The sequence below is a fragment of the Pseudarthrobacter sp. CC12 genome, from assembly GCF_039907755.1.
In the GTDB taxonomy this organism is placed as follows: domain Bacteria; phylum Actinomycetota; class Actinomycetes; order Actinomycetales; family Micrococcaceae; genus Arthrobacter; species Arthrobacter niigatensis.
The window spans coordinates 70,324-90,366 of sequence record NZ_JARDJH010000009.1 but is presented as its reverse complement, the minus strand read 5'-3'; the positions used below and the strand labels follow the sequence as shown (position 1 = coordinate 90,366).

Here is a 20,043-nt window from a genome sequence, read left to right as displayed (position 1 = left end):
CGCGTCGTCGGACTTTCCCCGCCGACGCGCGTCCGGATAGATTCGTCAGCAAGATGACAAATTCACAGACTCCGATCCACGCCACCGCATACTGGACCACTGCAAAGGAGCATGGCGAGCTCAGGGCCGAGGACGTGCCCGCCCCGGGACCCGGTGAAGCGCTGGTCCGTGCCCTCTACTCCGGCATCAGCAAGGGCACCGAAATGGTGGTCCATGCCGGGGCAGTGCCACCGCGGGTCGCGGAGGAAATGCGGGCCCCGCATCAGGAAGGCCAGTTTCCCGGGCCCGTGAAATTCGGCTACTTGTCGGTGGGAGTCGTGGAGGACGGGCCCGAAGGGTGGAAGGGCAAGCGCGTGTTTTGCCTGAACCCCCACCAGGACCTCTACGTTGTCCCGGTGGAGTCCCTGACCAGGATTCCCGACGACGTTCCCTCCCGGCGGGCGGTCCTCACGGGAACGGTGGAAACGGCGGTCAACGCCCTGTGGGAAGCCGGGCCAAGGCTGGGGGACAGGATCGCCGTCGTCGGTGCCGGGTTGGTGGGCGGAATGGTGGCCACGCTCCTGCGCACTTTCCCGCTGCAACGCCTGCAGCTTGTGGACCTGGACGCGGGGAGGAAGCAGCTCGCGGACGCCCTCGGAGTGGACTTCGCACACCCCGACGAAGCCCTGGCCGACTGCGACATCGTGTTCCACTGCTCAGCTTCGCAGGAGGGACTGGAACGCAGCCTGCAGCTGGTCGGCGATGAGGGTGACGTGATCGAAATGTCCTGGTACGCCAACCGGGAAGTCACTGTGCCGCTGGGGGAGGACTTCCACGCCCGGCGCCTATCCATCAGGGCCAGCCAGGTTGGTGCCGTGGCACGCGCCCGGCGCCACCGCCGCACTAATGCCGACCGCCTGGACCTGGCGGTGTCGCTGCTCAAGGACCCCGTCTTCGACGCATTCCTGACAGGTTCGTCCCGGTTCGAAGACCTGCCCGGCGTCGTCCAAAGCCTGGCGGACGGCACCTTGGAAGCCCTGTGCCACGTCGTCGAATACCCCGCCACCAGCCCAGCTGCCCACGACTCCGAAACCTTGAGGTAACCCATGTTCAGCCTGACCGTCCGCCGCCACTTCATGATCGCCCACAGCCTTCCGCGTAAAGCCTTCGGACCTGCACAGGGACTCCATGGGGCCACTTTCGTGGCCGAGGTGACCTTCCGCCGCCGCGCCCTGAACGATGATGCGATCGTCCTGGATATCGGTGCCGCCGGAACCATCATCGAGGAAGTACTCGCCGACCTGAACTACAAAAACCTGGACGAGCATCCGGATTTCGACGGCAAGCTCAGCACCACGGAGGCGCTGGCCGAGTACATTGCCAATAAAGTCGCCACCCGGATCAAGGACAGCGACGACGGCCGCGAACTCGCAGGCCTCGACGTCACGCTGCGCGAGAACCCGGACGCGTGGGCCGCCTATTCCCTGGACTTCACCGCCTGACCGTGCGGCACATCCGGCTGCTGGTCCCCGGCAACATCCGCCACAGCTCGGGCGGCAACGTCTACAACGCGCGCCTGGTTGCCGGCCTCCAGGCCTTGGGTGCAGGGGTTGAGGTCATTGCCGTGGAGGGCACCTGGCCGGATGCCGGCGCACACGATCGACGCCGGTTGGGCGCCCTCCTCGGGGCGTGGGACCAGGAAACACATCCCGGGCTGCCTGTGGCGATCGTGGATGGACTGGTGGCCGTCGGCGCTCCGGACGAACTGGAATTCGCTGGGAAGGCCGGCCGGCAAACGTGGGTCCTGGTGCATATGCCTGTGCCGGAAGATGCAGGCGGCCGGGCCTTTCTAGGTGAGGCCAGGGCTTTGCGCGCCGCAGCCGGCGTCATCTGCACCAGCACGTCTGCGGCAAACGAGCTCCGCAGACGGGGGCTCCCGCAAGCGCGGGTTGTCCTGCCCGGAGTTGTCCCGGCAGCCCAGGCCTGCGGTTCAACGCCCCCGCACCTGGCCCTGGTGGCCGCCTTGCTGCCCAACAAGGACCAGCTGCTGGCCGTGGAAGCACTCGCCCAAATCCAGGACCTGCCATGGACTGCGTCCCTGGTGGGATCCGACCGCGCCGACCAAGCCTACGCGCAGGAAATCCGGGGCGCCGTCCTCGCCCACGGATTGCAGGAACGGGTCCGGCTCACCGGCGAGCTGACCGGTGAAACACTGGAAAATGAATGGGCGAAGACCGACCTCAGCCTGTTGCTGTCCCGGGCGGAGGCATTCGGAATGGTGGTCACCGAGTCCCTGGCCCACGGCATCCCCGTCGTTGTCCGGGAAGGGACAGGGGCAGTGGAGGCCCTGGGCCTGGCAGGATTAACAGCGGCCGACGGCGGCCCCCGCCTTCCCGGGGCAGTGCTGCGGCTGCCGGCCGGGGGACAGGAAAGTCCCGGACTGCTGGCAGGGGTCCTGCGGCGGTGGCTTGGGGACGCCGCTCTCCGCGAAAGCTGGCGCGCAGCAGCGCTGGAGGCGCGGACGAGGCTACCGGGCTGGAGCAGTACCGCCCGGGAAGTGCTGGCCCTGCTGGGGGCCCGGGACTGACAGCGGGACTGGAGACCGGGCCGACTGCGAACTAGGGCTGTGGACTAGGGCTGCTGGCTGATACTCCGGTGTCCCGCGAAAAACTCCCGCAACAGTAGGGCGCACTCTTCCTCGCGGACGCCCGGGTACACTTCAACCCAGTGGTTGAGCCGCCGTTCGCGGAGGATGTCGAACACCGAACCGGCAGCGCCGGCCTTTTCGTCCCAGGCCCCGAACACCACCCGCGGGATCCGGGCCAGGACGATCGCGCCGGCGCACATGGCGCAGGGTTCCAGCGTGACCACCAGCGTGCAATCAGACAACCGCCAGCCGTCGCCGCTGCCGCCGCCGAGCCGTGCCCGTTCCTGCAGCCGGGCCGCCGCTTCCCGGATGGCCACCACCTCGGCGTGGGCCGTGGGGTCGCCCAGTTCCTCCCGCTGGTTCCGGCCGGAACCCAGGACCCCGCCGTCGGGCCCCAGCACCACGGCGCCGATGGGAACATCCTCCGTGGCGAGTGCCCGGCGCGCTTCCGCCAACGCAAGGCCCATCCAGGCATGATGTTTCTTTTCGGGCAACGGCATGGCTCAATGATAGTTTCGGGGATACTCAGGTTACTTACCGACGCCGGGAGGCACCATGGACACTCTTCGGGATCGCCTAGGTCTTTGGTTCAAGCCCTATGCGGCGCTGGTCCTCACCATCCTCGTGGGCGGTGCGATCATCGTATCCCTGGCCTTGCTTGGCGCCGAGGTGTACGACAATGTGGTGGATTCCGCGGGCCTGGCCAACCTGGACAAGCCGGCCCTGGCCCTGTCGGAGAGCTTGCGCAGCCCCGGCCTCGATGCGTTCGTTACCGGCTTCACCAATATCGGCGGCGGAATCGGAATGCCCATCCTCGCCAGCATCCTCACCGCCTGGCTGACCTTCCTCAGCCGGAACTGGCGGCCCCTCATCCTGGTTGGCGGCGCAGCGGCCGTCTCCATCATGGCCACGACGTTCGGCAAGAAACTGGTGGGCCGCACCCGCCCGGACCACGCGGACGCGGTGCCCCCATACGAGGATTCACCGTCATTCCCCAGTGGCCACACCCTGAATACCACCGTGGTGATCAGCCTGGTGGTGTACCTGATCTGCCTCCAGTTCCAGGCCACGGTGGTTCGCGTCTCGGCCATCACGGGCGGCACGCTGTTCATCATCGCCATGGGGCTGAGCCGCGTCTTCCTTGGCCACCACTGGCTGACCGATGTCATGGCCGGGTGGCTGCTCGGCCTTACGTGGGTGGGCGTGGTCATTCTGGCGCACAGGTTGTTCCACCTGGTCCGCAGGCGGGAGCACGCCGGTGCGGCGCCGTCGTTCGACCGTCCAATCGTCCGCGACGTGGTGGCCGAGGAAGCGCACCATGGGGGCGACGGCGGCAATGAGCACGCCCACGGAGGCCACAACAAGGACACCGCCGGATGATAGTTTTGGGGGATGCGTACTCTCGTTGTTGACCACCCCCTGGTCGCCCACAAGCTCACCGTCCTGCGGGACAAGAACACGCCGTCGCCTGTCTTCCGGCAGCTGACGGAAGAGCTGGTGACGCTGCTGGCCTACGAAGCCACGCGGGAGGTCCGCACCGAGCCCGTCACCATCGAAACGCCTGTCAGCACCACCATCGGTACGGCGTTCACCAAGCCCACACCGCTGGTGGTCCCCATCCTCCGGGCGGGTCTGGGCATGCTGGAGGGCATGACCAAACTGGTCCCCACCGCCGAGGTAGGCTTCCTGGGCATGGCCCGGGACGAGGAAACGCTGGACATCATCACCTACGCCGAGCGCCTCCCCGAGGACCTGACCGGCCGCCAGGTGTTCGTCCTTGACCCCATGCTGGCCACCGGCGGCACCCTGCGCGAGGCCATCAAGTTCCTGTTCAAGCGGGGCGCTTCGGACGTCACCTGCATCTGCCTGCTGGCGGCTCCGGAGGGCCTGGCCAAGCTGGAGGAGGAACTGGGCGACGCAAACGTGCACATCGTCCTGGCCTCCATCGATGAGAAGCTCAACGAGAAGTCCTACATCGTTCCCGGGCTGGGCGATGCCGGCGACCGCCTCTACGGCATCGCCGGGTAGCCACCTGCCTCCGGACGGGACCTGTCGGGGAGGGACTGTCTTAGACGGCTTTCTTTTTGCGCTGGGCCTTTTCGGACCGGCGCCCCGCCGCTAGCCTGTGCGGATGGACTGGAAACTCGAACTTGTCTTTGTCCCTGTCTCCGACGTTGACCGCGCCAAGGACTTCTACGTCAACAAGGTGGGCTTCAACGCCGACTACGATGAGCGGCCCTCGGACGACCTCCGTTTCGTGCAGCTGACGCCGCCAGGTTCGGCCTGCTCCATCTGCATTGGCGAGGGGCTGACGGACGCACCTCCCGGCACCGGGTCAAACCTGCAACTGGTGGTCAGCGACATCACCGCGGCGCATGACTTCCTGAAAACCAACGGTGTGGACGTCAGTGACGTGGACGTCCAGGACTGGGGACACTTCGTGTACTTCGCCGATCCGGACGGCAACAAGTGGTCTGTCCAGTGCATACCCTGGCGGAACGCCGGGGCAGGCGCGGCGCCAAGCTCTGCACCTTAAACCAGTGAGGGCCGCATCCCCGGGGATGCGGCCCTCACTGCGCGGTAGTTCCCTGCCGGGCCCCACTCCAGGGCGAACGACGGCGGGGCCAGGGACGCGTCGTCGGGCGGCCGTCAATGCTGGAAAGGCTCAGCTGAAGGTGCCGCTTCGTCGCGCCGCGGCAGGGAAATGGTGCCTAGTACCAGTTGTGCGCCAGGTGGAAGTTCAGTGCACCGCAGGGGGACTGGTAGCTCTTCTTGATGTAATCCAGGCCCCAGTTGATCTGGGTCCGGTAGTTGGTGAGGTAGTCCGCACCTGAGCTGGCCATCTTCTCGGCGGGGAGGGACTGGACGATTCCGTACGCCCCGCTGCTGGGATTGGTAGCTGTGGTGGTCCAGTCGGATTCCTTGGTCCACAGGGTCTGCAGGCACTGCATCTGGTCAGGTCCCCAGCCGAATGTGGCCAGCTGGCCGGCGGCGTATGCCTGGGCGCCGGCGGGATCGTTGACTGCGACGGCGGGTGCAGGCTCGGGGGCCGGTGCGGGTGCCGGGGCGGGGGCCGGTGCGGGAGCCGCGGGCGCTGCTGCCGGAGCCGGTTCAGCCGCCTGCGGTGCAACGCTGATGGCTGCGGGAGCGGGGCTCTCCACCGGGTTGGAGCGGATTTCGCTCTTCTCGATGCTCATTTGGGCGTCGGCTGCTGCCGTGTTTGACTGGGTGGACGACGCCGGGGTCATGCTGCTGGTGGCCTGTCCGGCCGCGCCTACCCCCACCAGTACCGCGCACGATGCCGCAAGGACGGCGGCGCGCTGGCCCAGGGTGGTCTTCTTGGCCTGCGGTTTGGCCCTGTGTTTAGCCTGCAGGCATGATTCTGCCGTGTTTTTGGACATGATTGATCGCCTCTCACACCTGCGGAGTTAGCTGTCGGGTTCGGATGAGGGCATCCGGCCGTACGGAATGAAAATCACGTACTGGCTTAACCCCAAGGGCAGTCATTGCCCGGGACGGTGGGTCCCCCGCCTCTGCCGTTGCTCAATCGGAATCCGGGGAAGCGGCAGAGCTTGGCGTCAACCCGGGATATGCGGCCCGAACGGAAACCGCACCCAATCGACGGTACAGGAAGATTAAGCAGAAGTCACATTTAGGTAACGGAAGTCGCGGATTCCGCGCGTCGGTTTGCGGCCGCACGCGCTGAGGACCGGCTAAACGGAAGCAGTCCAGCCCGCCGGGGACTTCCGGTCCGGGCCGGACTGCCTCGCTACTGGCCTGCCAGGGCGTACACCGTGGTGCCACCGATGCTCTGCGACTGGAAGTTGGCGGCCACCCACTCAGCGATCTGCGTTGCTGCATCCGAGCCGCTGGTGGAGCGCATGGTCCCGCCCGCGATGAAGAAATGGATCTTTCCCTGGGACACCAGCTCCTGGAACTGCGCCAGCGTGGGGGAGGGATCGGTGCCGTTGAAGCCGCCCACCGCCATGACTGGAAGTTCGGTTGCCAGCTGGTAACCGGCGGCGTTGTTCGAACCCACCACGGCCGCAGCCCAGGTGTAGCTTGAGGCCCCCGCCCGGAGCGCGGTGACCAGCCCGGCCGACGGCGTGGGGGCACCCAAGAGGCCGCCCATCCCTCCACTGCGGCCCCTGGCAAACCCTGTGCCGCCTTGGGTACCTGGCTGCCGGAAGCCCTGTCCCTGCGTGCCCTGTCCCTGCGTGCCTTGGGCTGTGCTGCCTGTTCCACTGGGGCCGAATCCGTTCCCGTTGCCCCCGGTGCCGCCGGGCGCTCCGCCCGGGCCCGTACCGCCCGGGCCCGTACCGAACCCTGACGTGGGGCCTGCGCTGACGATTGCCCCGCTGTGCGCCGCCGATGCCGTGGAGACGGAGTAGGCAAGCGGCCCGGCGAGCGACGCAGCAACGGCCAGCACCGCCGTCGTCCGCTGGAGGGAGCGGCGGCCCAGGAACCGGTTGAGGCCCACTCCGGCGGAAGCGGCCAGCCCTGCCGCCAGCACCAGCCAGCGCAGCCACGGACCGTAGGCCGAGGTGGTGCCCAGCAGGGAGAACGCCGTCAGGGCTGCCGCTGCCACCGCCGCCGCGAGCGGGATGGCAGCGGCCAGCTGCTGCCTGTGCTGCCACAGGAGAACAGCGCCCAGGCCGGTAAGTGCCGCAATGCCCGGCGCCAGCGCCACCGCGTAGTAGGGGTGGATGATGCCGGCCATGAAGCTGAACACCAGGCCCGTCACCAGGACCCACGAGCCCCAGGCCACCACCGACGCACGCACCGGATCCGTCCGCGGCGCCCGTCGGCCCACCCACAGCAGGCCCGCCGCAAGGATCAGGGCGGAGGGCAGCAGCCACGCTATTTGGCCACCGAACTCGCTGTTGAACATCCGGAACAGGCCGGGGACGCCCCAGCCGTTGCCCCCGCCCACGCTGCCCGTTTCGTCGCCCGTCAGCCGCCCCAATCCGTTGTAGCCAAGGGTGAGTTCCAGGATGGAGTTGTCCTGCGACCCGCCAATGTAGGGCCGCATGCTGGCAGGCGTCAGCTCGACGGCCGCGAGCCACCAGCCGGCGGAAACAACCAACGCCGCCCCTGCCGCGGCCAGCCGCAGGAGGCGCCGGCCCAGCCTGCCCGGCCCCGCAACCATGTAGGCCAGGGCGAACCCGGGAACCACCAGCAGGACCTGAAGTTGCTTGGCCAGGAAGCCGAAGCCCAGGAACACGCCGGCCAGCAGGAGCCAGCGGGGCCGGTCCTCCTGGATTGCACGGAGGATCCCGTACCCGGCGGCAGTCATGAGCAGCACCAGCAGGGCGTCAGGGTTGTTGAACCTGAACATCAGCGTGGCAACCGGCGTGAGGGCGAGGACGGCAGCGCCCAGCAACCCGGCCCGGTGGGCGACGGTGTGGTCACCCGTGGCCTGCGCCGCGGCACGGCGCACCGCAAGGTGGAGCAGCCAGGCGGCCCCGACCCCCATCAGCGCTTGCGGGACCAGGATGCTCCACGGGTTCAATCCGAAGATCCGGACGGACAGTCCCATGATCCACAACGAGGCCGGCGGCTTGTCCACCGTGATGGAGTTGGCAGCGTCCGAGGAACCGAAGAACCAGGCAGTCCAGTCCTGCGATCCCGCCTGGGCCGCGGCGGAATAGAACGCGTTCGCCCAGCCTGATGCGCCGAGGTTCCACAGGTACAACACGGCCGTTCCGGCCAGTACTGCCGCCAGTTCCAGATGCCGCCGGAGGGCCTGGGGATTCCGCGGAGGCCGGACGGACTTTGTCCCGCTGTCCCCGGCGGACGTTGTTCCCCCGTCGCCGGCAGCCCGGGCCCTTACGGCCCGGGGTCCGGTTGCACGTGCCCCGGAGGGACGCTCAACGCCGGTCGCGGTGCTTGAGAACGGCGGGGTCGGGTAGTGGCTGGCCATGGCGTGCTACTCCGCCAGGCGGTAGACGGTGGAGTTGCCCACGGTCTGCGCCTGGAAGTTCGCCTGTACCCAGGCGGCCACCTCGGAGTTGCCGCCGCGGCCGCCCATGCCGCCTCCGCCCATGCCGCCACCCTGGATGTAGTACCCGATCTCGCCCTTGGACACCATGTCCTGGAACTCGGCGAGCGTGGGGTACGGATCCCCGCCGTTCCAGCCGCCCAGCGCGATGACGTTGGTGTTGGTGGCCAGTTCCAGGCTGGCTGCCTGGCTGGCGCCCGAGACGATGGCGGACCATTTGGTGGTGGTGGAGGAGAGCAGCGCGGTCACGGCGGCGTCGGTGGTCCCTTCACCGCCGGGGCCACCGCCCGGACCACCATTTCCAGTAGTGGGGTCAAAGCCGTTCGCCGGGTCGAACCCGTTACTGCCGGAGGCTGCCCCGTCAGTTCCGGCGCCTGCGTCCGTGCGGTCGCCGCGGGCGCCAGCGGCCCGGTTCCCAAAGCCGCCTGCCGACGAACCCGCGGGCCCCGACGTCGGAATGGAGCCCGAGTGCGCGGAAGCGGCGGTGGCCAGGGTCCAGGCAGTTGTGCCGAGTCCGCCGGCCAGCAGGGACACGACGACGACGGCGGCCGTACCTGCACGCCGGAACCGTCCGCCCGCCCCCAGTGCGTCGAGGCGCAGGAGGATCCCGGCAGCTGCCAGGACGCCAAGGACGATCGCGGCGATGCGCAGCCAGGGGAGCCACTCGGCATCCCGGCCCAGGAGTACGGCGGACCAGATGGAGGTGCCCAGGACCGTAACGGCCAGCACAATCCGCGCCGCCCAGTAGGCACGGCCGCGCCAAAGTTCCACGGCGCCGATGCCGATCAGGGCGGCGATCGCCGGGGCGAGCGCCACGGAGTAGTAGGGGTGGACAATACCGCTCATGAAGCTGAAGACTCCGGCGGTGACCAGGAGCCAACCGCCCCACAGGATGAGCGCTGCGCGGCTCGGTGAAGTGCGCACTTCACGCCGCGTGAACCACAGGCCGGCCACCAGCAGGACCAGCGCCGCGGGCAACAGCCACGACACCTCGCCGCCAAAGCTGGTCCCGAACATCCGGAGCAGGCCGGCGGCACCGCCGAATCCTCCGTTCCCTCCGCCGAAGCCGCCCCCTGGGCCGCCGGCTGCGCCTCCTGCGGCGCCGCCGGGCATCCCCTCACCCGAACCGGTGATGCGGGCCAGCCCGTTGTAGCCGAAAGTCAGTTCGAGGAAGCTGTTTGTAGTGGAACCGGCCATGTATGGCCGGGCAGAGGCAGGCGTCAGCTGGAACAAGGCAACGTAGCTGCCGGCCACCACAACGATGCCGCCGAGTGCGCCCAGCAGGTGCACCACCCGGCGTCCCACCGGGGCCGGTGCCGCCCACAGGTAAGCCAGCGCCAGCGCCGGTACCACCAGGAATCCCTGCAGCATTTTGGTGAGGAACGCCAGGCCAATCACGGCGCCCGCCGCCACCAGCCATTTCCAGCCCGCACGCTCGATGGCCCGGGTGGTGAAGTAAGCCGCCAGCACCAGGCACAAGGTGAGCATGGCGTCCGGGTTGTTGAACTTGAACATGAGCGCAGCCACGGGCGTCAGCGCCAGGGCGCCACCTGCCAGCAGGCCTGCCGCAGGCCCGGAAACCCTCTTCACCGCAAGGTAGAGGAAGCCGACGGCGGCCACGCCCATGAGCGCTTCGGGCACCAGCATGCTGAGGGACGAGAATCCGAAGATACGGCCCACGAGGGCCGGGATCCATAGCGCCGCGGGTGGTTTATCAACGGTGATGGCGTTGCCGGCGTCGAGCGAGCCGAAGAGGAAGGCGGTCCAGTCCTTGGTGCCGGCCTGGATGGCTGCGGCGTAAAACGAGTTTCCGTAGCCGGTTGCTGCCAGGTTCCACAGGTACAGGACGGCAGTGGCCAGCAGTAGCGCGGCTGCGGAAGGCCGCACCCAGCGTGCTTGGTTCCCGAAGGCGTAGCGCTGCCAGCGGGGCGTGGTCCCGCCGGATGCCCGCTGGAGGTCCGGGGTGGGGGAAGGGGCCGGCGTGCCGGCAGCGTGGCCGGCGGGAGAAATAGTGGAGGTCATGATGCTGCCGTTTCTGTGGAGGGGGCTTGGGTGCCGGCTTCGGTGTTTTCGACGGGCTGTTGTGCCGCAATGGAGGTGCCGCCCGTGTGCGTCCGCGGCGTCCGTTCCCGGAACACCCAGAGCCGGAACAGCAGGAACCGCACAGCCGTGGCCGCAAGGTTCGCCGCCACGACGGTGAGGACTTCCGCCCACCGGTCAGGCGTCGTCGTCCGGTGCACCAGGGCAAGCGCCCCGGAGGTGAGCACCAGGCCGATGCCGAACACGATGAGCCCCTCGAAATGGTGCCGGACCGGGTTGCCGCCCTGGATGCCGAACGTGAAGCGCCGGTTGGCTCCGGTGTTGGCCACGGCGGTGACCAGCAGCGCCAGGAAGTTTGCCAGCTGCGGATCCATGAAGCCTCGGCAGAACAGGAAGATCAGCAGGTAGGCAAGCGTTGAGGCGGCACCGATGGCGGCGAAACGGACCAGCTGGCCGAAGAGGCTGCCGCGGCGGGTCTGTTCGTCGGCCCGCGACGACGCGGGCAGCGGCCCCCGCGCCAGGGCTGCGCGCAGTTCCGGGACCGGGATCCGGCCGTAGACCAGGTCGCGGGTCAGCCGTGCCATCCCACGGATGTCGGCCAGCGCCGTGCGGACCACGTCAACGCTCGAATCCGGGTCGTCAATCCAGTCCACGGGGACTTCATGGACGCGCAGGCCGCAACGTTCGGCCAGGACCAGCAACTCGGTGTCGAAGAACCACGAGTTGTCCACCGTGTAGGGGAGGATCTGCTGGGCAACGTCGGCCCGGATGGCCTTGAACCCGCACTGGGCATCACTGAACCGGGCAGCCATCAGTGAATGGAGCATCAGGTTGTAGCCGCGCGAGATGAACTCCCGCTTTGGTCCGCGGACAACGCGGGAGTTGCGGGTCAGGCGGGTGCCGATGGCCAGGTCCGAGTGCCCGGAAATCAGGGGTGCCAGCAAGGGGGGAAGCGCTGCAAGGTCGGTGGAAAGGTCCACGTCCATGTAGGCCAGGACCGGGGATGGGGAAGCCAGCCACACTTTCCGCAGTGCATTCCCGCGGCCCTTCTCATCCAGGTGGACCACCGTGACCTCCGGGAACTCGCGGGCCAGCCGTTCGGCGATCTTCAGGGTTCCGTCCGTGCTGGCGTTGTCCGCCACGGTGATCCGGAAAGTGTGCGGGAAGGTATCCAGCAGGTGCCCGTGGAGCCTGCGGAGGCATTCCTCAAGGTCACGCTCCTCGTTGAAGACGGGGATGGTGACATCAAGGACGGGGACGGCGGTGCGCGTGTCAACGGGGGCGCGCCGTACGGCACGTCCCCCGGAAGGAAGGCCCGGCGGCGCTACCGCGGCGTCCTGCAGGGTTCCTGAAGTGGAGTCGGTGAGCGTCATGCATCAACAGTGGCGCCGCCTTATTTGTGGGCTTTAGGCGCAACCTGTGACGTGCCTGTGTAAGTCAGCCCGAGGTGGGACGCCGGTCAGGATGCGGCGGAACCGGCGGCCGGAAGGCGGACGGCGAACTCGGTCCTGCCCGGCCGCGAAACCAGTTCCACGGTGCCGCCGTGGGCCATGACGATGGATTCGACAATGGACAGGCCCAGGCCGGAGGAACCCTCGGAGCCGGAGCGGGCGGCGTCCGCCCGGGTGAAGCGCGAGAAGATGCTGCCCTGGAATTCGGCCGGGATGCCGGGCCCGTCGTCGGTGACGGTGACCACCACACTGCCATCGGCCGAGCGCATCACGCCGGTGGTCACGGTGGTCCCGGCCGGCGTGTGCTTCCGGGCGTTGGAGAGCAAATTCGCCAGCACCTGGTGCAGCTGGGTGGTGTCCCCGCGGACCGTGACCGGCTCGTCCGGCAACGTCAACTGCCAGGCATGGTCCGGAGCCATGACCTTCTCGTCGCTGACGGTCTCGACCACAAGCTGGGTCAGGTCCACGTCCGTGGTTTCGGTGGCCTTGCCCTCATCCAGCCTGGCCAGCAGCAGCAGGTCCTCCACCAGCGCGGTCATGCGCTCCGACTGGCTCTGCACCCGGCCCAGCGACTTCCGGCCGTCTTCGGTCAGCTGCTCGGTCATGCGCATCAGTTCGGTGTAGCCGCGGATGGCGGTCAGCGGGGTTCGAAGTTCGTGGGAGGCGTCGGCCACAAACTGGCGCACCTTCATCTCGCTGCGCTGCCGGGCTTCCAGCGCGCTGGAGACGTTGTCCAGCATCAGGTTCAGGGCGTGGCCCACGCTGCCCACCTCGGTGGTGGGGTGCGCCGCGGACGCCGGCACGCGAACCGCCAGGGCCACCTCACCGGCGTCGAGTGGCAGCTTGGAGACCTTGGTGGCGACGTCGGAGAGCTGCTCCAGCGGCCGCATGGTCCGGCGGATCAACGCCGTGCCGGCCAGCCCGATGAGGACCAGGCCACCCAGCGAAACCAGCACCATCGTCAGGACCAGTGACGCTTCGGTGCTCTGTTTCGTGGCCAGCGGCAGGCCTGTGATCACCACATCGCCGTAAGGGGTTGCAGTAGCCATGAGGCGGTAGTCGCCATTGGACAGCTCCCGGTTGACCGGGACGCCGTTGTGGGGGAGGGCCTGCAGCGTGGCGACGTCGCGGGAGGTCAGCGCGGTGCGGGTGGCATCCGAGGAGAGGAAGCCCGCTTCCCGGCTGACCTGTCCGTTCACCACCCGGGCGTTGAGCGTGCCTACGCTTTGCCCGCGCGCGTCCAGGGGGTCGGGGCGGCCGGAAGGGTTGCCTTCCGGTGGACGCCCGCGGGAGGCCAGCATCAGCTGCGCATCCAGCTGGTTGGTGAGGACTACGTCCATCGACGCGTAGCTGACCACCCCGATGGCGCCGGAGATGGCCACCAGGAGGGCCATGGACAACAGGATCAGCCGGGTACGGAGGTGCCAGGTGGAGGGGTTGAACCAGGACCGGCCGGCGGGCCGGGGGACTCCGGAAAGAGACACGCGTTTCCTTTGGCTAGTCTGCAGGCTTGATGACATAGCCCGCGCCGCGCACGGTGTGGATCATCGGTGGGTGGCTCGCTTCGATCTTCTTGCGCAGGTAGGAGATGTACAGTTCCACGATGTTGGCCTGCCCGCCGAAATCGTAATCCCACACATGGTCCAGGATCTGGGCCTTGCTGACCACGCGCTTCGGGTTTTCCATCAGGTAGCGGAGGAGCTCGAACTGGGTGGCCGTCAACTGGATGTCGTCCCCGGCGCGGGTGACTTCCCGGGTGTCCACGTTGAGGACAAGATCGCCCACCACCAGCTCGGCGGTGTCCATCGCGGCCACCCCGGAACGCTGTACCAGCCGGTGCAGGCGGAGCAGGACCTCCTCCATGCTGAAGGGTTTGGTGACGTAGTCGTCCCCGCCGGCGGCCAGCCCCACGATGCGGTCCTGGACATCATCCTTGGCCGTCAGGAACAGCGCCGGCACCTCCGGCGCGAAGGCGCGGATCCTGCCCAGCAGCTCCACGCCGTCGAACCCCGGCAGCATCACATCGAGCACAAGCACGTCCGGGTGGAAGTCCTTGGCGAGCTTGACCGCCGTGGGTCCGTCAGCGGCGACGGCCACCGACCAGCCGGCCATTCGCAGCCCCATGCTCATCAGTTCGGACAGGCTGGGCTCGTCATCGACCACCAGGGCGCGGATGGGGGAACCATCCGGATGGGTGAGCTGGGGAAGGTTGTTGGTCATGGGGTGCGGGGATGCCATGGGACAACTCTCCGATCTGTCAGTTTGCCGATGCTTTGCCAATGCTGTGTCTCGGCTGTGAACTCCAGCCTAGCCACCTGTCCCTTGGGTGGGTGGTGCCTTCCCGCGCTGCCCGGCCAGGTCACAGCCAGGCTTGGCTCGCAGCACAGCCCCCGCACAGCTAAGCGGCAGAGCCTGTTGGGACAACAGCATCACCACCAACAGCTACGACCTCCTGGAGGAAGCCATGGATCAGCAAGACAACGCCTACCCGGGGGCAACAGACCGCAACGGCCAGGGCCGCCCCGCCGACGACGGCCGGGAGCAGGCGGACAAGCCGGCGCCCGTTTGGGAAGGTTCAGCGGATGGCGACGGCCGCGGTGGCGGGGCCCGCGAATGGGAAACCCAGGGACATGCCGCCGCGCAGGAGCCGGCGGGCCGGGACCAGCCACGCTGGGACCAGGCCCCGCAGGGAAAGCCCGCCCAGGTTTGGGGTGCCCCCGCTTCCGGTTCGGCTTCCCCGGGGTGGGGTACGACGACGGCAGCGGGCCAGGTGCCCGGCCCCGGAACGGGGTGGGGCGCACCGCAGCAGTACGCACCCGGTACGCCGGCCCGGGCCGGCAAGGCGAACTGGACCGCGAAGAAGGGTGCGCTGGTGGGCGGCATTGCGGTGGTTGTGGCCGCCGCAGCCGGTGCCGGCGCCTATGCTGCCGGGAACGGAACGGCTGCGGCGAACGGCGCCCAGGGAATGGGTGCCGCGGGGCAGTTCGGCCCGGGCAGCCAGGGCGGCATGACAGGTCCGGGTGGCCAAAGCGGCGTTGACGGCGGCGGAATGGCCGGCGGCATGGGGATGGACGGTGGACCCGGCGGGCTGGGCATGGGATCCGCGGGGCTCAACGCGGCCGTCCATTCTGAATATGTCGTCCTCGAAGGCTCCAGCTACGTCACCATGGCTGGCCAGACCGGCACAGTGACCGGGATTTCGGGAACGTCCCTGACCGTGAAGAGCGAGGACGGGTTTTCCCGTACCTACACCGTGGGCTCCGACGTCCAGGTCACCCAGGGAGTGCGGCAGCGCGGCGGCAATTCCACCGGCAGTACGCTCAGCCTTTCAAATGTGGCCGCAGGGGCCAGCGTGCGCGTCACGGCCCTCAAGGAGTCGGACACGTACACCGCGAAGACCATCCAGCTGGCCACATCCACGACCGCCACGACCCCCAACTCCGGAACCAGCAGCAACTGACGGGGCATTAAACACCGGCGGACCGTCCTGCCTTCGGAGCCGCGCACCCGGTCGCGGGCAAAAAACCGGCCGAAGGCGGGACGCTGGCTGGACACGGCTATGGCGATTCCACGTCAAACGGTTGAATTTCGGACGTATTCGGTAAACCTGACGTTAGTCGAATTTTATTCTGTAAAAGCTGGAAAAGCAGGGCGATGCCGGGATAACCATTCAAATTCTTCCCCGCTTCCGAAATAGTGACATGCAGCACAATTTCGCGTTTTGTCTCACAATGCGGACTATCCGGTCCATTGTTACTTGCAAGTTGGCATTGTTACGCGGCACACTTCCAATGTGAACAAGAACTCAACAGCACCTGCAGCCGCAGAATATTGGCCCAGCACATCCGCTGCTGCCGACATGCGCTGTTGTCGAATGCACGCCTGACCTTCCCACCCACCGAAGTTCTTAGGCATTCGCCCCCAAGCCCAGCGTCGGGCGCCCCTCCCCGGTCCGCGTGACGGGGAAGCCAGCATTCGAGCCGCGGAGACGGCCATTTCACATTGAGGTAAGCATTTCATGTCAGTTGCATCCGGATACGTCCACATCTCTGTCCGTAACGCCGCCAAGGCAGGCCAGCCTTCCGGCCTCCGTCCCGGTTTCGGCCCGCGCCCCTCGCTTGCTCCCTCCACTTCCGGAAGCGGCTTCCCGGCCCAGGGCTTCGCCCCGCAGGGATACAACCCGAACTCCTACGGCCAGCTCCGTGCTGTGCACCCCGCCGAGTCCGCTCCCATTACCGCGCCCACTCCTGTGGTGCCCGGCGCTAACCAGGTCCGTCCGGTAGCCAATGACAACGTGGCCCGCGGCTTCGTCTTGTACATGGGCATCGACGAGGAAACCGCGGCAGCAGCCGGCACCTCCATCGCCAAGCTCGCCCAGGAAATCCGCGCCTACGCCCAGTCCTTGGTCTCCGGTGCCGAGAGCTACGCAGCCGTGGCGGTAGCCCCCGCAGGCACCCCCGGTTCCGCGCTCGACGTCGTCCGTTCCACCTTTGGCGACCCGACGGTCAACTCCCGCCAGCGCACCGAAACGCCCCGTCCCGCCCAGGCGCAGGAACCGCGTCCCTCCGGCGTGCTCATCGACCTCGCCCGCCGCGAAGTCCACCTTGACGGCGAATCCCTGAACCTGACGTTCAAGGAGTTTGAGCTGCTCAACTACCTCGTCGAAAACGGCACACGTACCGTGGGCCGCGACGAGCTCCTCGAGGGGCTGTGGCGCAACGCCGAAGAAGTGCCTAACGAGCGCACCATCGACGTCCACATCCGCCGCCTCCGCTCCAAGCTCGGCCGCCTCGCCAACACGGTCCGCACCGTCCGCGGCCAGGGCTACCGGTTCTACGAGCACCCTGAGGTTGTTGTGTGGGCCGCTCCGGAATACTCGATCTAAGTTTCTTTCGCGCGGAGGCGACCTGTCCTGTCGGGCTGGTCGCCTCCGCTTTCGCGAGGCGTCCTTGGGGCGACCGCGCTCGTTCCTCCCCACCGGCGCTAGGCTTGGGCCATGAGTTCGCACCATGTCCGACGCCTTGTGATCATGCGCCATGCCAAGGCGGATTGGCCCGGAGGCGTGGCGGACCACGAGAGGCCCCTTGAGGAACGCGGACACCGCGAAGCCCCGCTGGCCGGGCGCTGGCTGCTCAAGCACAACATCCTGCCGGACTTCATCTTGTGCTCCAGCGCCCTGCGTACCCGGCAAACGTGCACCTGGGTCTGCGCCGAACTCGGCGACAAGGCGCCCACGCCCAAACTCGAAGACGGCCTGTACGCGGCATCGGCCCTGCGGATGCTGGCGGTGGTCAACCACGTGCCGGACACTGTGACCACGCTGATGCTCATCGCGCACCTGCCGGGCGTGCAGGACCTGGCCATGCACCTGGCCTCACGGGATTCGGACCATGATGCCTACATGGACGCCGCCACCCGCTTCCCCACCAATGCGCTCACCGTCCTGGAGACAGAGAAGCCCTGGGCGGAACTGGACGGTCAGGACGCCCGGATTACCAGGTTCAAGGTTCCCCGGGCCCGTTAGCGGCAACCCCGCTGCCGGCAATCTCGCGCAGCAGCGCCGCTACGTGCCTGATGCCCGGGCTGGCCGTCATGGTTCTGCGGTGGACAAGCCCCACCTGCCGGGCCTGGACCGGTTTCACTACCTGGACGGCCGCCACGTCCGGAGGCAGCGCCGGCCGGCCAAGGCGGGGTACCAGAGCGACAGCCACTCCCTGCTCCACCAAGGCGATATGCGTGGCGAAATCGGGGTCGTAGATCCTGATGTCCGGGACCCGCCCCAGGTCGGCGAAAATCCGCAGGAGGGCCTCATTGCAGATGGCCCCGTCGGGTGTGCTGATCCAGCGCTCATCCACCAGTTCCGCGGGTTCCACCGAGGATTGTTTCGCGAGCGGGTGGCTGCCGTGCACCAGGACATCCGCCACGTCCTCGCAGAGCCATTCAAGCGCCAGGTGCTCCGGGATCACCAGCGGCACCGAGTTCCAGTTGTGCACCAGGCCCAGGTCGGCTTCGCCATTGGCAACCCGGGCCACGGCCTCGCGCGGATCCTCCGCCAGGACGGAAATCTCGAGTGCGGCCTCCGACTGCCCAATCCGCGCGAGCATGGGTCCCACCAAACCCCGGCAGGCGGTGGAGAACGAAACGAGGCGGAGGCTGCCGCTGGGCTTGTCCGGATCCGCCAGCAGTGTTGACTCGAGTTCCTCGAGCTCGGCCAGGATGCGCCGGCCATAAGCGGCCAGGGCCAGCCCGCGTTCGGTCAGCAGGACCCCGCGGCCGCGGCGTTCCAGGACCGCGAACCCGCCCTCCTTCTCCAGCTTCTTCACCTGCTGGGATACGGCCGACGGGCTGAACCCCATCGCTTCCGCGGCGGCAATGACTGTACCGTGCTGCTCGATGGCCGCGAGGGCGCGCAGGGACCCGATGTCGATCATGAAGCAAAGGTACATGATTTAGTGTTGAATTAGGCGCTGGTGCTTCATTCGTGGCTCTGCCAGAGTGGGAGGGTGAACCTGCGCGATTCCCTCCTTGCCGTCGTCGTTGCCCTGCTGTGGGGCCTGAACTTCGTGGCCATTGACGTCGGGCTGCACGCGGGCGGCCAGGAGTTCCCGCCGCTGCTGTTCGTGGCCATGCGCTTCGTCCTGGTGGTCTTCCCGTGGATCTTCTTTGTCCGGAAGCCGGAGGTCTCCTGGAAGGCCATTGTCGGGGTCGGGCTCTTTATGAGCGCCGGCCAGTTCGGCCTTCTCTACCTCGCCATGGCGCTGGGCATGCCCGCGGGCCTTGCATCGCTGGTCCTGCAGGCGCAGGTGCTGCTGACCGTCCTGCTCGCTGCGGCCTTCCTGGGCGAGCGGCCCAGCCGGCGCCAGCTGGCGGGGGTGGTGCTTGGCGTGGCCGGGCTCGCCCTCGTGGCCGTGGGACGCAGCGCCGTGGCACCGCTGCTCCCGCTGGTCATTGTCCTGGCCGCTGCGCTCTCCTGGGCGGCCGGAAACGTCATCGCCCGGAAAGCCAAAGCAGCGTCGGGTTTGGGGCTGGTGGTGTGGTCAGGCGCAGTGGTGCCGCTTCCGCTGGCAGCGCTTTCACTGCTGGTGGACGGGCCCGGCACCGTCTGGCAGTCGCTGGCCACCCTTCAGGCACCCACCATGCTCAGTGCCCTGTACACCGCTGTTTTCGCCTCGCTGGTGGGCTACGGAATCTGGAACCGGCTCCTTGCCAGCCACCCGTCGTCGGCCGTTGTTCCGTTTACCTTGCTGGTGCCGGTGGTGGGCATGAGCGCTGCGTGGCTGGTCCTCGCGGAGGTGCCTTCGCCGACGGAGCTGGCAGGCGGAATGCTCCTTCTGGGCGGCGTGGCGACGGCGGTGATCCCCGGTCCAGGCTGGCAGCGTCAGCGGCGGGGGACGGAGCCGCTGCCGGACCTGGGTGCCGGCCTCGGCGCGGGTGGAGCGGACGACGGCGGTCGCTTGGCCGCGGTGGACACCCCGCGGGCGGCGGACCGGGGCGCCGACGTCCGCTGAGCGGCAGATCCCTGTGCGCCGGCTTTTTGACCGCCCGTCCTGGGTGCGGCGGCCCGGGGGCTGCGTGCCGTCGTCGCACCGGTCCGTGGTGATGGGCCGCGCTGGGAGGAAGGACGCTGTGCCGCCGGCCAACGGACAGCTGCCGTGCGCCGCCTTCCCGGCAACAATGCGCCCAGGAAGAGGACTCCGAAGGTGGCCACCAGGGCGCAGGCGGCCCCAAAGAAGTAGTTGTCGGGATCATTCGTGGGCAGCGGGGTGCCCAGGAAGGAGGACTGGCCGTCGAACGCCAGCTCCCAAGTGCTGAGGAACGCCAGGGATAAGCCGAGGGCAAGCGCGGTGCCGGCGCCGGCGGCCAGCAGCGCAGCATGCCGCCGCCGGACCAGGACCTCGGCGACTGCTGCCAGGTACGCCAGCCCC

General features: G+C 68.0%; 18 protein-coding genes and 1 riboswitch. Of the genes, 10 read left to right on the top strand and 8 right to left on the bottom strand.

Annotated features, from left to right (window positions below; translation table 11 throughout):
• Positions 1-53 precede the first annotated feature (53 nt).
• The 3 genes from PV772_RS09310 to PV772_RS09300 are packed head-to-tail and all read left to right on the top strand — an operon-like array spanning position 54 to position 2,566.
• Positions 54-1,082: a dehydrogenase gene (locus tag PV772_RS09310; protein ID WP_347885944.1), complete on the top strand. Its 1,029-nt coding sequence runs from the start codon at positions 54-56 to the stop codon at positions 1,080-1,082.
• A 3-nt stretch (positions 1,083-1,085) separates the two neighbouring features.
• Positions 1,086-1,481: a 6-carboxytetrahydropterin synthase gene (locus PV772_RS09305; protein ID WP_141158141.1), complete on the top strand. Its 396-nt coding sequence runs from the start codon at positions 1,086-1,088 to the stop codon at positions 1,479-1,481.
• Positions 1,448-2,566 carry a glycosyltransferase family 4 protein gene (locus PV772_RS09300; RefSeq protein ID WP_347885943.1) on the top strand — a complete coding sequence of 373 codons (1,119 nt, stop codon included), beginning with the start codon at positions 1,448-1,450 and terminating at the stop codon, positions 2,564-2,566. The genes PV772_RS09305 and PV772_RS09300 overlap by 34 nt, the downstream gene beginning before the upstream one ends.
• Positions 2,567-2,610: 44 nt before the next feature.
• Here the strand turns inward: PV772_RS09300 and PV772_RS09295 are convergent, their stop codons facing one another.
• Positions 2,611-3,126 (bottom strand): nucleoside deaminase, encoded by a 516-nt coding sequence (locus PV772_RS09295; protein ID WP_141158140.1) that lies wholly within the window; start codon positions 3,124-3,126, stop codon positions 2,611-2,613.
• A gap of 55 nt (positions 3,127-3,181) precedes the next feature.
• On the opposite strand from PV772_RS09295, the gene PV772_RS09290 reads away from it, so the two are divergent.
• The 3 genes from PV772_RS09290 to PV772_RS09280 all read left to right on the top strand — a co-directional run bounded on the left by PV772_RS09290 (position 3,182) and on the right by PV772_RS09280 (position 5,162).
• Entirely contained in the window at positions 3,182-4,006 is an 825-nt protein-coding gene (locus tag PV772_RS09290; protein ID WP_347885942.1) for a phosphatase PAP2 family protein, read from the top strand.
• 12 nt (positions 4,007-4,018) lie between these two features.
• Positions 4,019-4,654: a uracil phosphoribosyltransferase gene (gene upp, locus PV772_RS09285; protein ID WP_141158139.1), complete on the top strand. Its 636-nt coding sequence runs from the start codon at positions 4,019-4,021 to the stop codon at positions 4,652-4,654.
• Positions 4,655-4,757: 103 nt separating this feature from the next.
• Positions 4,758-5,162, top strand: coding sequence for a VOC family protein (locus tag PV772_RS09280; protein WP_141158138.1), 405 nt, complete (start codon positions 4,758-4,760; stop codon positions 5,160-5,162).
• A gap of 175 nt (positions 5,163-5,337) precedes the next feature.
• Here the strand turns inward: PV772_RS09280 and PV772_RS09275 are convergent, their stop codons facing one another.
• The 6 genes from PV772_RS09275 to PV772_RS09250 all read right to left on the bottom strand — a co-directional run bounded on the left by PV772_RS09275 (position 5,338) and on the right by PV772_RS09250 (position 14,356).
• Positions 5,338-6,027 (bottom strand): hypothetical protein, encoded by a 690-nt coding sequence (locus PV772_RS09275; protein ID WP_347885941.1) that lies wholly within the window; start codon positions 6,025-6,027, stop codon positions 5,338-5,340.
• A 5-nt stretch (positions 6,028-6,032) separates the two neighbouring features.
• Positions 6,033-6,196: riboswitch (cyclic di-AMP (ydaO/yuaA leader) on the bottom strand.
• Between the two features lie 199 nt (positions 6,197-6,395).
• Positions 6,396-8,549 (bottom strand): glycosyltransferase family 39 protein, encoded by a 2,154-nt coding sequence (locus PV772_RS09270; RefSeq protein ID WP_347885940.1) that lies wholly within the window; start codon positions 8,547-8,549, stop codon positions 6,396-6,398.
• A gap of 6 nt (positions 8,550-8,555) precedes the next feature.
• The gene (locus PV772_RS09265) at positions 8,556-10,649 is read right to left on the bottom strand and encodes a glycosyltransferase family 39 protein (protein WP_347885939.1); all 2,094 of its coding nucleotides are present in this window, start codon (positions 10,647-10,649) and stop codon (positions 8,556-8,558) included.
• A complete protein-coding gene (locus PV772_RS09260; RefSeq protein WP_347885938.1) occupies positions 10,646-12,040 on the bottom strand; it encodes a bifunctional glycosyltransferase family 2/GtrA family protein in 1,395 nt (464 codons plus the stop codon). The genes PV772_RS09265 and PV772_RS09260 overlap by 4 nt, the downstream gene beginning before the upstream one ends.
• An 86-nt stretch (positions 12,041-12,126) precedes the next feature.
• The gene (locus PV772_RS09255) at positions 12,127-13,602 is read right to left on the bottom strand and encodes a HAMP domain-containing sensor histidine kinase (protein ID WP_347885937.1); all 1,476 of its coding nucleotides are present in this window, start codon (positions 13,600-13,602) and stop codon (positions 12,127-12,129) included.
• A 13-nt stretch (positions 13,603-13,615) separates the two neighbouring features.
• A complete protein-coding gene (locus tag PV772_RS09250) occupies positions 13,616-14,356 on the bottom strand; it encodes a response regulator transcription factor (protein WP_141158133.1) in 741 nt (246 codons plus the stop codon).
• A gap of 226 nt (positions 14,357-14,582) precedes the next feature.
• Here PV772_RS09250 and PV772_RS09245 point away from each other — a divergent pair, with 226 nt between their 5' ends.
• The 3 genes from PV772_RS09245 (at position 14,583) to PV772_RS09235 (ending at position 17,642) form a co-directional block, all read left to right on the top strand.
• Complete coding sequence (locus PV772_RS09245; protein WP_347885936.1) at positions 14,583-15,578, top strand: hypothetical protein; 996 nt, start codon at positions 14,583-14,585, stop codon at positions 15,576-15,578.
• Between the two features lie 558 nt (positions 15,579-16,136).
• Positions 16,137-17,003, top strand: a complete 867-nt coding sequence (locus tag PV772_RS09240) for a winged helix-turn-helix domain-containing protein (protein WP_141158132.1) — start codon at positions 16,137-16,139, stop codon at positions 17,001-17,003.
• 111 nt (positions 17,004-17,114) lie between these two features.
• Positions 17,115-17,642 (top strand): histidine phosphatase family protein, encoded by a 528-nt coding sequence (locus PV772_RS09235; RefSeq protein ID WP_347885935.1) that lies wholly within the window; start codon positions 17,115-17,117, stop codon positions 17,640-17,642.
• Here the strand turns inward: PV772_RS09235 and PV772_RS09230 are convergent.
• Entirely contained in the window at positions 17,620-18,549 is a 930-nt protein-coding gene (locus PV772_RS09230; RefSeq protein ID WP_307361791.1) for a LysR family transcriptional regulator, read from the bottom strand. The two genes, PV772_RS09235 and PV772_RS09230, sit on opposite strands and share 23 nt — an antisense overlap.
• A 72-nt stretch (positions 18,550-18,621) precedes the next feature.
• On the opposite strand from PV772_RS09230, the gene PV772_RS09225 reads away from it, so the two are divergent.
• Positions 18,622-19,626 (top strand): EamA family transporter, encoded by a 1,005-nt coding sequence (locus PV772_RS09225; RefSeq protein WP_141180757.1) that lies wholly within the window; start codon positions 18,622-18,624, stop codon positions 19,624-19,626.
• Positions 19,627-20,043: the final 417 nt, after the last annotated feature.